Source organism: Jannaschia seosinensis, from assembly GCF_001408515.1.
In the GTDB taxonomy this organism is placed as follows: domain Bacteria; phylum Pseudomonadota; class Alphaproteobacteria; order Rhodobacterales; family Rhodobacteraceae; genus Jannaschia; species Jannaschia seosinensis.
On the sequence record NZ_CYPR01000214.1, the window covers coordinates 1 to 13,526 of the forward strand.

Annotated in this window: 8 protein-coding genes and 1 pseudogene; 7 read left to right on the forward strand and 2 right to left on the reverse strand. The window is 62.1% G+C overall.

Annotated elements, in window-relative coordinates; translation table 11 throughout:
• Together istA and JSE7799_RS16225 are read right to left on the reverse strand one after the other, a co-directional pair.
• Window positions 1–719: IS21 family transposase (istA, locus tag JSE7799_RS16220; RefSeq protein ID WP_144431768.1), on the reverse strand; the 719-nt coding region annotated here is incomplete at its 3' end.
• Between the two features lie 117 nt (window positions 720–836).
• A pseudogene (locus JSE7799_RS16225) lies at window positions 837–1,309 on the reverse strand (IS5 family transposase); the annotation flags it as partial.
• Window positions 1,310–1,824: 515 nt separating this feature from the next.
• Here JSE7799_RS16225 and otsB point away from each other — a divergent pair.
• From otsB to JSE7799_RS16260, 7 genes are all read left to right on the forward strand, one after another.
• Window positions 1,825–3,399, forward strand: a complete 1,575-nt coding sequence (otsB, locus tag JSE7799_RS20685) for a trehalose-phosphatase (protein WP_055664542.1) — start codon at window positions 1,825–1,827, stop codon at window positions 3,397–3,399.
• Entirely contained in the window at window positions 3,396–5,882 is a 2,487-nt protein-coding gene (locus JSE7799_RS20690; RefSeq protein ID WP_055664543.1) for a glycoside hydrolase family 65 protein, read from the forward strand. The genes otsB and JSE7799_RS20690 overlap by 4 nt, the downstream gene beginning before the upstream one ends.
• 292 nt (window positions 5,883–6,174) lie before the next feature.
• Window positions 6,175–7,248 (forward strand): helix-turn-helix domain-containing protein, encoded by a 1,074-nt coding sequence (locus tag JSE7799_RS16240; protein WP_222101794.1) that lies wholly within the window; start codon window positions 6,175–6,177, stop codon window positions 7,246–7,248.
• 103 nt (window positions 7,249–7,351) lie between these two features.
• Complete coding sequence (locus tag JSE7799_RS16245; protein ID WP_055664544.1) at window positions 7,352–8,758, forward strand: aldehyde dehydrogenase family protein; 1,407 nt, start codon at window positions 7,352–7,354, stop codon at window positions 8,756–8,758.
• Window positions 8,759–8,780: 22 nt separating this feature from the next.
• Window positions 8,781–10,763: a copper amine oxidase gene (locus JSE7799_RS16250; RefSeq protein ID WP_055664545.1), complete on the forward strand. Its 1,983-nt coding sequence runs from the start codon at window positions 8,781–8,783 to the stop codon at window positions 10,761–10,763.
• A gap of 146 nt (window positions 10,764–10,909) precedes the next feature.
• Window positions 10,910–12,643 (forward strand): IS1 family transposase, encoded by a 1,734-nt coding sequence (locus tag JSE7799_RS16255; protein WP_144431769.1) that lies wholly within the window; start codon window positions 10,910–10,912, stop codon window positions 12,641–12,643.
• Window positions 12,644–12,870: 227 nt separating this feature from the next.
• On the forward strand, window positions 12,871–13,526 hold a 656-nt coding region (locus JSE7799_RS16260), incomplete at its 3' end, for an IS256 family transposase (protein WP_186201984.1).

Sequence of the window (13,526 nt, forward strand, 5' to 3'; positions counted from 1 at the left end):
CCGACCAGCCCTTCCGCGTTGCCCTTGTCGTTGCCCTTTCCGGGCCGCCCGTAGCGGTCGCGGAACAGGTAATGCGACAGGAACCCGCTGAAGAGCGTGGCCCGCTGACGCGTCCCGTCCGGCAGGATCTTCGCAACCAGACAGCGGTCGTTGTCGTAGAGGACCGATGCGGGCACCTTGCCAAAGAACGCGAAGGCGTGGACGTGGCCATCAATCCAGGCTTCCGCTGTCGCCGCGGGATAAGCGCGCACAAAGCAGGCATCGCTGTGCGGCAGGTCCATGACGAAGAAATGCGCCTTCTGCTCGACGCCGTCGATGATGACCACCGCCTCGCCAAAGTCGGCCTGGGCATGACCGGGCGGATGCGCCAGCGGCACGAACATCTCTCGGCCGCGCCGCTCGCGCTCCCGCATGTAGTCCTTCACGATCGTATAGCCGCCGGTGAAACCATGCTCATCGCGGAGCCGTTCGAACAACCGCTTCGCCGTGTGCCGCTGCTTGCGATGGACCTCGCGATCGCCATCCAGCCAGCCGTCGATGATCCCGGTGAACCCGTCCAGCTTCGGCCGCTTCACGGGCGCCGTTCGCCGGTATCCTGGAGGAATCGAGAACGCCAACATCTTCTGAACGCTGTCGCGCGAAATCCCGAAGTGATGCGCCGCCGCCCGCTGGCTCATGCCCTCCGCACAGGCCAATCGCACCTTACGATACAAGTCCACGGTGAAAATCCTCCCGCCCTCCCTGCCGCCAGAGAGGGTAAAGGTGGACGACTTTTACGCCGCCCGCAGCAGGCTCATCCCGCCGCTACCGTGGCAGACTTTTGCACCGCCGTTCTCACCTCTGTCGTCCGAGGTCTGGCCCGGCGTCACATCGGTGCGCATCGGCAGGCTCCAGCCGTTCGTGCGGAGGTGGATCTTGGTCGTCTGGCCACCTCTTGAGCGGCCAATACCCTATCGCGGAGTCCCCCTTTTGCGCCGGCTGCATGCTGATGCGCACGGATCACCGTGCTGTCGATCCTCTGCAAGCGGTCGGGCGGGTGATTGCGCTCGGCCGCGCCCTCGTTCAGGGCTTCCAGGATCGTCCCCCACAGCCCCGCGAGCGTCCGACGGCGGAACTGGCGGTAGACACGCGACCATTTTCCGAACTCCTCGGGCAGGTCGCGTCAGGGCGAGCCCGTCCGCGCGATCCAGAACACCCCGACGAGCACCCGCCGGTGATCGCTTCCATGCCGCCCGTTGCGAGCTCGCACCCTCTGGATGGACGGCTCGAAGAACAGCCATTCCGCATCCGACATCAGTCCGCGTGCCATCACATCACCCGCCTGACCGTAGTCCGGCAGCACGATCCTCATCAAAACCGTCAGGTAAAGGGTTTTGTCAACACCGTCTAGGCAAGAGGCAAGTTGGGGCATCAGCCAATCTATGCAATAGGCTCCCCGACGTGGCCACGTTGAAAGACAATCCCCCGTTCTCTGAAGCGCGGAGAAAGGAGTGGCTGTCGCGTCTCGCATAGGGATCAGACAGCCATTTTGTAGCGTCGACATCGTGCAGGGTCCCTTCGGGCGCCCGAGACAACCTCTTTCCGGGGGAGCGACCGCGTGCTGGCGCCGTATTCAGTTCTGCAGGAGCTAGCTGTAGCGGCCGGTATCGCGCCGAACAGGGAGAGGCACAGGGCTCCCCGTCGGTGTCGCAGCCAGGGCAAGGGAAACGAACTGCGTACGGAAAAAATGTGAGGTCGCTGAAGCCCGAAGCGAAGAGTCGCAGTTGATGCCGTGGTGTGTAATGTGAGGTCGTCTCAGACCTGATCATCCGAGGAGAAAGACCGATGGCGCTGCCCAAAAACGATCCGGATAGCGCGACGCAGATAGAGGCCGTGCTTTTCGACACGGATGGCGTCATCACCGACACGGCCGCGGTACATATGGCCGTCTGGAAGCAGCTGTTCGACGCATATCTTCGGATGCGAGGCGGCCAGACCGAGCCTTTCTCGGCTGAAGATTATCGACGTTACGTTAACGGCAAGCCTCGCTACGACGGAGTGCAGGCTTTCCTCGCCTCACGCGGGATCGACCTGCCCCTTGGGGAGCTGGATGATGAGCCCGAAGCGGAGACGATATGCGGGCTCGGCAACCGCAAGAACGAGTATTTCCGGAAGTGGCTTGCGGAAAATAGCGTCCGTGCATTTCCGGGCAGCCGCGCCTTCATGTCTGAACTGGACGCAGCTGGCATATGTGCTGCGGTCTTCTCTTCGAGCCGCAATGCGCGCTACGTGCTCGACGCGGCGGGCGTTCTGGATCGGTTTGAGGCCAAGGTCGATGGGCAAGACATGGCCAGCGCGGGTCTTCCCGGTAAACCCGATCCTGCGATCATGCTCCGCACAGCTGATCAATTGGGAACAGTTCCGACTCGGGCCGCGGTCGTGGAGGACGCGATTTCCGGGGTGGAGGCTGGCGTGGCTGGCGGGTTTGCACAAGTCGTAGGTGTAGACCGCGATGGAGACGGCGATGCACTGATGGAGGCGGGAGCGGACTTCGTTGTGGCCGATCTGGCCGAACTCGCTGTCGGCGAAGACCGCCGCCTCGTGGCCCGCAGTCTGCGATCCACCCCGCATGTCGAGGAGGCCCGCGATGCGATCCTCAGGCGCATGAAGGGCAAAAAGCTCGCCGTCTTCCTCGACTATGACGGCACGCTGACCCCGATTGTGGAAGACCCCGCCGCCGCAACCCTGAGCGACAGCATGCGCGCGGCGCTCTCGGGATTGGCTGCTCTCATCCCGGTCGCGATTGTCAGCGGCCGGGATTTGCGCGACGTGAAGGGGTTCTTGCAGGACGATACGCTTTACTACGCTGGAAGCCACGGCTTCGATCTTGCCGGACCGGGTGGCTGGCACGAGGTCGTCGAGAAGGGAAAGAAGTTCCTGCCCACGCTCGAAGCCGTCGCCGAGAAACTTGAGGCGCGGTTGGCGTCAATCGACGGTGCCCGGGTGGAGCGCAAACGCTTCTCGCTCGCCGTTCACTTCCGACGCGTCGCGGAAGGCGATGAAGCGGCGGTTGCACGAATTGTGCGGGAGACGGTCGCCGAGCATGAGGATGTGCGGGCCTCCGGCGGCAAGAAGGTCTTCGACATCAAGCCGCGCGTCGACTGGCACAAGGGCTACGCTGTCCTCTCCCTTTTGAAGAAGCTCGATTTCGATGGCGACGACGTGCTGCCGATCTACATCGGCGACGACACGACCGATGAGGATGCTTTCCGCTCGCTGAGCGATTGCGGCCTCGGCATCGTCGTTCGCGACGGAGAAGATCGCCGCACGTCTGCGCGGTATGCCCTCGACGGCATTTATGATGTGGAGCGCCTTCTTTCGTGGCTGACGGAGGCGATCTCCGAGGAGGTGACGCAATGAACGACTGGACCCTCACCTACGACCGATATGACCCTGAGCGGGAAGGGGTGCGCGAGGCGCTCTGCACGCTCGGCAACGGTTACCTCTGTACCCGCGGGGCGGCGCCCGATTGCGCGGACGACGACCAGCATTACCCCGGCAGCTATGTCGCCGGCCTCTACAATCGGCGCACCAGTACGATCAAAGGGCGCGAGATCGAAAACGAGGATCTCGTCAATTTACCCAATTGGCTCGTGCTGACCTTGCGGATCAATGGCGGCGAGTGGGTGCGGTTCGACGACCTGGAACTCATCGATTACGCGCAGGAGCTGTGCCTCCGTGACGGGACCCTGACGCGCCGCTTGCGCCTGCGCGACGGTGAGGGTCGGACAATCCGGTGGCATGAGCGCCGGTTCGTCAGTATGAGCGACAAGCACCTCGCGGCGGTCGCGCTGGAGATCACGGCCGAGGATTGGGCGGGGCGGGTCGAGGTCCGCTCGGCCCTCGACGGGACGGTGATCAACAATAACGTCGCCCGCTACCGCGACCTCGCCAGCTGTCATCTTGAGCCTCTGGGCACCGAAGCGCCGCAGGACGACGTCATCCTCCTGCGCGTGCGCACCAACGCATCACGTATTGAGATCGCCGAGGCGGCGCGCACGCGCATCTACCGCAATGGCATCGAAGTGGATGCGGTGCGGCGCACCGAGGAGCGTGAAGGCTGGGTCGAACAGGATCTCGCGCTGGATCTCGGCGAGGGAGAGACGGTCTCCGTCGAAAAGATTGCCGCGGTGTTTACCTCGCGTGATGACGCCATTGCCGCACCCGCAATTGCCGCATGCGAGGCTGTCGCGGATGCCCCGCGCTTCGAGGAGCTGCATGGGGCACATGCCGAAGCCTGGCAGGAATTGTGGGATGATTTCGACATGGTGACGCGGCTTCGCGATCTCGACCATGTCGAAATGAAGCTGAGGCTGCATGTGTTTCACCTGCTTCAGTCGGTCTGCGAGAACGCGATCGACAGCGATATCGGCGTGCCGGCGCGCGGCTGGCATGGTGAAGCCTATCGCGGCCATATCTTCTGGGACGAACTCTTCATCCTGCCCCTGCTGAACTTCCGCCGGCCGGTCGTGACGCGCGCGCTCCTGAAATATCGCTTTCGCCGGCTCGGTGCGGCGCGCAAGATCGCGCGCGAAAGCGGCTTTGAGGGCGCTCTTTTCCCGTGGCAAAGCGGCAGTGACGGCCGGGAAGAGACGCAGGTGCTCCACCTGAATCCGAAATCCGGCGACTGGGTGCCGGACAACAGCCACCGCCAGCGCCACGTCAACGCCGCGATCGCCTATAACGTCTGGCGCTACTACGAGGTGACGGGGGATCGAGAATTTATGCGCGACTACGGCGCGGAGATGTATCTTGAAATCGCGCGGTTCTGGGCGTCGATTGCCGAAGAGCGTCCCGACGGCCGCTTTGGTATCCGTGAGGTCATGGGCCCTGACGAATTTCAGACCGGCTATCCCGGCCTCCCCCCCGAGGAGGAGCGCGGGATCGACAACAACGCCTATACCAACGTCATGGCTTGCTTCGTCCTGCGGCATGCCGCCGACGTGCTGGAAATCCTGCCGCAACGCGCACGCCACCGGCTTTGCACGCGTCTCGGGATCGATGGGGCGGAGCGCGCCCGCTGGGACAGGATCAGCCGCTCTCTTTATGTCCCTTTCCACGACGACGCTATCATCTCGCAGTTCGAAGGCTACGAAAAGCTCAAGGAATTCGACTGGGATGGATATCGCGAGAAGTACGGCGATATCCAGCGCCTCGACCGCATCCTTGGCGCCGAGGGCAAGAGCGTCAACGACTACAAAGCATCGAAGCAGGCCGATGTGCTGATGCTCTTCTACCTCTTCTCGACCGAGGAGCTGGCCCTGCTCTTCGAGCGGCTCGGCTACGATTTTCAGCCGGACATGATCACGAAGAACATTGATTATTATCTTGCACGAACGTCGCATGGCTCGACGTTGAGCCATGTGGTGCATTCGTGGGTGCTGATCCGGTCGATCCGGCCGATGTCATGGAAGTTGCTCGGAAGTGCGCTTGACGCTGACATTGCCGATATCCAAGGCGGCACCACGCAGGAGGGCATCCACTTGGGCGCCATGGCGGGCACCGTGGATATCTTCCAGCGGTGTCTGACGGGACTGGACGTCAAGAGCGGCATCCTCCTCGTCAATCCCTTGCTGCCCGAGGGATTGGATGAGGTGCGGCTGCGAATTCAGTTCCGGGGTCAGGACCTCGAGATCGTGACCGACCGCAACAGCGTCGAGATTTCAGCCCAGCCCACCGCGGCGGCACCCGTCACCGTCAGCTATCGCGGGCACTACAGGGACCTCGCCCCCGGCGACAGCACGCGCTTCCATCTGATCGAGCGACCGGCGCGGCAGAACGCGCAATGCGATGAGAACCGTCGGCAACTTGAAGCCGCGGATCCGCTCAGCTGCGAAGAGTGAAGCGGGCGTTCGTTAACCGGGACGACGGGTCGGAACGTGCCGGTACTCACTGCGTTGGCGGCGAGATGTCGCCGCTCGTTGAGGTGGAGCGATTCCTTCGCGTCTGCCGTGTCCGAGGGCTGTCCTGACCATCTAGCGCGCCCTTTGTCGCGGTTCTCGCGCGGCTTGGAGAGAGTCCTCACCCCGTGCCAAGGTCGGCTTTTGGCAGTTCGAGCACATCCGCAGAAGCACGCACTTTTCTCACTGGCAGTTTTGAGGCCATCAGCGCCGCGCCTCGCAGAGGGCTAACCTCTTGCGTGGCTCATTGCGCCGGTTTGTACTCGACGTAAGCCGCTCTCATCTGTTTTCTGGTGATATGGAAAAGACTGGTGGCGACAGGGGCGGAAGCATGAATATGGATGTCCGCTCGCAAGTTGGTTCGCTGCTGGTCCCGCATGAGGCCGATTGGTGCTCGTATCCGAGCGAAGTTTTCACGCAGGACCTGCGGGCGATCTGCGGGCAATTCGGCGTGGAGCCGGGGGGACGCGATGGTGGGCTAATCCTCGGAAGCGCTTCGTGTCGGCAGGTCTCGCGTTTTGAGGCCGCTATCGTCTCCCTCGACGCGCAGAATGTTGTCCGGGATCGGCAGATGCTTCGGTCGGACCCGGGGGATCATTTGTTCTTGTTGGTCCAGGACGCGGGCATGTGTCGGATCCACCAAGGTGGTCAGGCGCATGTCCTTGAGCCGGGCGATATGTATCTCGTCGACTCATCGCAGCCTTCGGACTTCGTTTATGACGGCAGACGATCGCGCCAGATCTCGATCCACTTGCCGCGCGAAGAGATGCTGCATCGGTTTGGCCCGGTTTGCGCTGGCGGGATCGAGATCAGCCGGAACGACCCGCTGTTTCTTGCGATGCGGGCGGTTCTTGCAAAACTGTTCACGGAAGACTGCGCCGTTGCGCCGCATCTCGCGGAGGCCCTGCTCAGCTTGCTCGGTGCCTACCTGCGCTGCCTTGAGCATCAGACCGGCGCCGCGGAGCGGAAGGCCGAGGCGGTCCTGTCGCGTGCCTTGGCGGTTATGGAACGGCGTAGCCATGAGCCAGCATTCGGCACGGCCGAGCTTGCAGAGGAGCTGGCGGTGTCGCCACGCACCTTGCAGAGACATTTCGCTGCGATGGGGGAGACGGTGAGGGAGCGTCTGCTCTCGATCCGTCTCGACAACGCCCGCGCCCGGCTGAGGGCATCGGGATCCGGTGCACGTGACGATAGCCTGGCGCAGATCGCATATGAAGCCGGGTTCAGCGACTTGTCCTATTTCTACCGCGCCTTCCGTACGCGTTTCGGCCATTCCCCCGGCGCTGCCCGTGGAGCGGTGTCGTCCTGAACCACTGATTTTGGCGCTCCGGGCCAAGACCGGGGGCATCTGGCCCGGTAGGGTTCCTCGGCGGTCCGCACCTCTGTGCGACCGGCGCTTTGGGAGGAGCCGAATGCTGAATTTCGACATGACGATTGATGGGCGGCCCGCGACCGCCGATGACACATTTGATGTCATCAATCCTTCAACTCTGAAGCCGGCGGGTCGGGCGCCGAATGCAGGGGCGGCCGAACTTAATGCGGCCGTAGCGGCGGCAAAGCGCGCCTTCGCGACGTGGTCGCAGAAGTCCGATGCGGAGCTTCAGGCCGCTTGCGAAGAGGTTGCCGCGAAGATCGGCGAGAACGCAGCGGAACTGGCCGAGGTCATCACCGCAGAGCAGGGGAAGCCGCTTAATGGCCTGGGCTCGCGCTGGGAAACGGGCGGGGCCGGCGCTTGGGCAAGCTATACCGCTGGGCTGTCTCTGCCGATGAAGGTGCTGCAGGACAACAACGAAGGGCGGGTCGAGCTTCATCGAAAGCCGCTAGGTGTGGTCGGCTCGATCACACCTTGGAATTTTCCCCTGCTGATCGCGGTCTGGCACATCCTGCCGGCTCTGCGCACGGGGAATACGGTTGTGATCAAGCCTTCGCCGCTGACGCCGCTATCCACTCTGCGGTTGATTCAGATCATGAACGAGGTGCTGCCGGCGGGCGTGGTCAATGTGGTGACCGGCGACGACCGGGAGGACAATCTCGGGGCGCTCATGTCGGCGCATTCCGATATTCGCAAGATCGTCTTCACCGGCTCCTGCGCGACGGGTCAGAAGGTCATGCGTTCGGCCGCCGAGACGATGAAGCGGCTGACGCTTGAACTCGGCGGAAACGATGCGGGAATCGTGCTGCCGGATGCCGATCCCAAGCAGATTGCCGAGGGGCTCTTCTGGGGTGGGTTTATCAATAACGGGCAGACCTGCGCCGCGATGAAGCGGCTCTATGTGCATGAGAGCATCTACGACGCGGTGTGCGACGCGCTGGTCGAATTCACGCGTGGCGTTCCCGTGGGCGACGGGCTGGATGAAAAGTCGGTGCTCGGCCCGGTCCAGAACCGGATGCAGTTCGACAAGCTTTCGCGCTTGGTCGCAGATGCCAAGGAACGCGGTGAGGTGCTGCTGGGCGGCGAGCCGGGCGAGGGGCTTTTCTTTCCGCCGACGCTCATCGCCGGGCTCAAGAACGGCGACCCGCTGGTCGACGAGGAGCAGTTCGGTCCCGCACTGCCGATCATCAAGTACAGCGATATCGAGGATGCAATCGCGCAGGCGAACGACAGCCCCAACGGACTGGGCGGCTCGGTCTGGTCAAGCGATGTCGAGGCGGCGCGCGACGTGGCGAAGCGGCTGGAATGTGGCTCCGTCTGGATCAACAAACACGGGATGATTCAACCGAACGCACCTTTTGGCGGGGTGAAGTCCTCCGGCTTCGGCGTCGAGTTCGGGGAAGAGGGATTGGCTGAATACACGGACATCCAGGTGCTGTTCAGCTGAACCGGAACATAAGGGAGAAGACATGAAACTCAGATCACTTTTGGCGGGGAGCGCCGCCGCGATCGTCGTCGCTGCAAACGGCGCCTCCGCGCATCCGCTCGACGGGCTCTCGCCCGATGAATACGGGCAAATCAATCAGATCCTGCGCCAGGCAGGCATCGCCTCCGACGAGACGCTCTATCCGCTGATCGAACTCGTCGAACCACCCAAAGCCGACGTTTTGGCATGGGAGCAGGGGGACGACCTCGACCGCCGTGCCGCGGTCCATATGACGGCCCCCGACGGTAAGGGCTTTGTCGAGGCCATCGTCAACATCACCGATCGGGAGGTCGAGAACATGGCCCCGGTTTCGGGGCAGCCGATGATCCTGTTCCAGGAGTTCATTTCGGCGATGGAGGCCGCGCTGGCGCATCCCGAGATGGTCGCGGGGCTTGAGGCGCGGGGGCTGACGCCGGAGGAGGCCTTTTGCCTGCCGCTCACGGCCGGTAACTTCTTCACCGGCGAGGAGGAGGGCAACCGCCTGATGAAGGTGCCCTGCTACGTCAAACCGACCGGCACGAATTTCTATGCCAAGCCGATCGAGAACCTCTTTGCCGTGGTGGACCTGAACACCGGCGAGGCCCTGCGCATCGTGGACGAGGGCAATGTCCCCATCCCCGAGGACCCTTGGGGTTATGGCGAGGAAGAGGTCGCCGAGCGCATGGAGCTTCGCCCAGTGACGAACCCGGCAAAGGTCGATCAGGAGGGGGAGCCGAACTACTCCATCGATGGTAGTCAGGTCGAGTGGGACATCTGGCGCTTCCGCCATCGGATCGACAAGCGCCCCGGTCCGGTGCTTTCGCAGATCGAGGTGCAGGACGGCGACGAATGGCGTTCGGTTCTCTATCAGGCGCATCTTTCCGAGGTGTTCGTGCCCTACATGGATCCGACGTCCGGGATGTATTGGCGTACCTACATGGACAGCGGAGAGTACGGCTTCGGTCTGTTCCTGACGCCGCTGACGCCCGGTGTGGATTGTCCGGCTTACGCCACCTACCTGCCTGCGCTAATTGCCGACGATGCCGGTAATCCGCTCGAGATCCCCGATGCGATCTGCATTTTCGAAAGAAACATCGGCGATCCGGCGTGGCGCCACTTCGAGGTATTCGCGCAGACACCCGAGGAATTCGTGCCTGCGGAGGGACGCCCGGCCACCGAACTCGTCTACCGGACCGCGTCCGAGGTCGGGAACTACGACTACCTGATCGACTACCGCTTCAAGCAGAACGGCGAGATCAAGATCATGATCGGGGCCACTGGCCTGGATGCGGTGAAGGGCGTGACCACAACCCATCTCGACGACGAAACGGCAGAGGAGGACACGAAGTGGGGTACGCTGATCGCACCTAACCTCGTGGCGTCGAACCACGACCATTACTTCAACTTCCGTCTGGACTTCGATGTCGACCAGCCGGTGAACGAATTTGCCACGCTCGATATCGTGCCGGCCGACCTGCCTGAGGACAGCCCGCGCAGATCCATGTGGACGGTCGAGGAGAACGTGCCGGATTCCGAGCTCAAAGCGCGCTACAGGATCAGCGCGATGTCGCCGCGATACTTCACGCTCTACAACCGCGACCGGAAAGGCCCGCTCGGGCACAATCCCTCGTACATGATCCATCACGGCAACATCGCTTACGGACCCTTCGACTTCGAGAACGATCCTCCGATGAAGCGTAACGCCTATATCGAATATTCGGTCTGGAACACCGTCCACGATCCCGATCAGCGCTATGCTGGCGGCAAGTTCGCCTTGCAAAGCGACGGATCGGATACGCTGGCCCAGTGGGTTCAGGAGGACAAGCCGCTTGCCGGCGAAGACGTGGTGACGTGGTTCACCGCCGGGTTCCACCATATCCCGCGGCTGGAAGACTGGCCGGTGATGTCGACTGACTGGAAGACGGTTCACATCATTCCGAACAATTTCTTCTCGCTGAATCCTGCGATCAACCTCCGCAAGGATTGACTTCAAGGGGTTTACAATGGGGGCGTGCGGGTAACCGCCAAGCCCCTTACCAGATGTGTTGAAGAAAAATACTTCGGTTGGCCAGACTTTGGCCAACCTTCTCCTTAAAGAACTGGCTTGACGCAATCTTACGATGGAGATGTCAGGTGCAGTATGTTCCGCAAAAATCCGCGACAGCCGTGAAGCGGCGTATTCCACTCCCGTTTTTCGGGGTGGATGTAAACTTTTGCCGGAACGCGCAATGCGCCCAATTTGGTCTTCACCCGGACCCACGCGACGGGCGCGGCCTCGGTATTTCGCCGCCAAACGCCAACTTTCCTCGCGGCACCGTAGGGGGCATAGGCGATAAGAAGGCCTTCACCTGCGGTTATTGCGGGGTGGAGTCCGTTCTCAAGAACAACCGCGCTATCGTTGAAGAATACACCCGCCTGCGGCGTTTGCAACGCCCAAGCGGAGTGGGGAAATCTTGCAGGAAAGCGGAATGCCTATTCTACGGTAGGTCCGTCGATGATTGTCCGCAACTTTACTGGAAAACCGGACGAACCTCGGCGGGACATCAGCGCTACTCCTGCAAACGATGTCGGTCCACATTCACGGTCGGGAACCCGGCCAGGAACCACCGCCGACAGTCAAAGAACGGACAGGTCCTGAAGCTTCTCGTTCACGGCAACTCGCTGTCGAAAATCTCGGAGATTGTCGACCTCGCACCGCGCGATGTCTACCGGAAGCTGGACTTCATCTATGATCGCATTCGCGACTTTACTGCGCGCCGTGAGGTTGATCTGCAAGGCACCGACTGGGAGCGATACGGCCGCCGGTTCGCCACCGATAGTCAGACCCTGACGCTCAACTGGCCCAATCGCAAGAAGCGGGCTTCGGTGGCGGTGCAACACCTGTGCACGGCACACGCGAACTCGGGATACATCGTCTTGGGTCACCTCCAGTTCGATCCGGCTGGCGATATGGAGCAGATCGAGGTCGACATGGCGATCAACGGAGATTCCACGAAAGCGCGATGCTTCCGGCGACACGGACGGCTGTGGACCGCAGCTGAGTTCAAGAAATACCTCGACGACATCACTGCGAAAGTGGTCTTGGACCCGGAGATTGCGCCCGATGTCGATCTGGGCCTTCAACTCCCACACGAGGGCGGCCTCGTGCGCCACGATATCCAGCAGTATGCACACGCCCTGATGCTACGACGAATGGTCTCGGGGTCGGATTGCCGTTTCTACTTCGTTCAAGACGGCGATGCAGGCCTCAGCAAGGCCTTTCTGGCCGCCTTCGCTCCAGAGGTTCAGACCGGCCGTGTCGATGTCGCAACCGTTGCCTTCGACAAATATCAGGTGAACGATGTCCGCGAGACGCTATGGGTCCAAGGGCGTCGCGAACTTCGCACCGATCTCGGTCTGACGGCCCACCAGATCGACTGCCTTCCGGAAAAGGTCTTCAACGAGGAGATCGACCGGGAGATCGTCAAGAGGCTCGCCGGACACCGGCTCGGCGCGCCGTTCGCTTGGCCTTACCACACGAAGTCAGAGCCCTCCCGGGTCGTCGATCTCAAGACTGACCGGCCCGAACTGACAACCGAGCGATACGCAAGGCTGATGCGACTTGCGACCCTTCGCAGCGTCGACAGCTACTTCCACAAAATTCGCAGCAATATTCGACCAGCGTCCCGGCCGGTATCGACTCCGAGCAACAATGGTCGCACTTGGGATCGGCATTTCCTCTACAAGCCGGAAATGCTGATCAAGATCATCGAGATCTATCGATTCCACCACAATTGGATGGGGACCCGCCAGACAAAGATGACGCCTGCAATGAAGTTGGGTTTAGCGAAAGGTCGGGTATACGAGCGAGATCTCTTCGGTAATTAAGAAGAAAGCGCGCCGCGACAGCGGCGCACAATCATCAACACATCTGGTAAGGGGCTTGCCCGTCTCGGTGCCCCCTTTTTCAGATAGTGTCCCAGCGGTTGGTGTAGGAGGCCGCGGGCGAAGCCCTTGGCGTAGCGTAGCGCGCGGCCGGGTGTGACGCTGGTGGTCACCGTCGATCTTCGAGAAGGTTCGGGTTGCGAGACTCGAAACCAAGAACGGAGACGACGATGACCGACGACAGAATGGCGCTGCTTGAGCTGGTTGAAAAGGAGGCCGATGGCGATCTCGTGCGCGAGATGCTGGCTTTCGCGGCCAGGCGGATCATGGAAGCGGAGATTGAGACCAGAACTGGCGTAGCAAAGGGCGTGCGTTCGCCGTCGCGTGAGGTTCAGCGAAATGGATACCGCGAGCGGGACTGGGACACCCGCGCCGGACGGATATCGCTGGAGATCCCGAAGCTGAGGAAGGGAAGCTACTTGCCGAGCTTTCTTGAACCGCGTCGGACAGCCGAAAAAGCACTCGTGGCTGTGATCCAGGAGGCTTACGTGCAAGGCATCTCGACGCGCTCGGTGGACGACCTGGTGAAGGCCATGGGCGCTGGCGGCATGTCGAAGAGCCAGGTCAGCCGGCTCTGCGGTNAGATCGATGAGCGGGTGAACGCGTTCCTGTCGCGGCCGCTGGAGGGCGAGTGGCCCTACCTTTGGCTCGATGCCACGTACCTGAAGGTGCGTGACGGCGGGCGCATTGTCAGCCGCGCCGCGATAGTGGCCAATGCGGTGAACGAGGACGGCAAACGTGAGGTGCCGGGCGTGGCCACCGGCCCTTCCGAGGCCGAGACGTTCTGGACCGGCTTTCTCCGCTCGCTGGCCGATCGCGGCCTGCG

Coding starts and splice junctions, on each gene's coding strand:
- JSE7799_RS20690 (WP_055664543.1), top strand. CDS start 3,396: ATGAACGACTGGACCCTCACCTACGACCGATATGACCCTGAGCGGGAA.
- JSE7799_RS16245 (WP_055664544.1), top strand. CDS start 7,352: ATGCTGAATTTCGACATGACGATTGATGGGCGGCCCGCGACCGCCGAT.
- otsB (WP_055664542.1), top strand. CDS start 1,825: ATGGCGCTGCCCAAAAACGATCCGGATAGCGCGACGCAGATAGAGGCC.
- JSE7799_RS16250 (WP_055664545.1), top strand. CDS start 8,781: ATGAAACTCAGATCACTTTTGGCGGGGAGCGCCGCCGCGATCGTCGTC.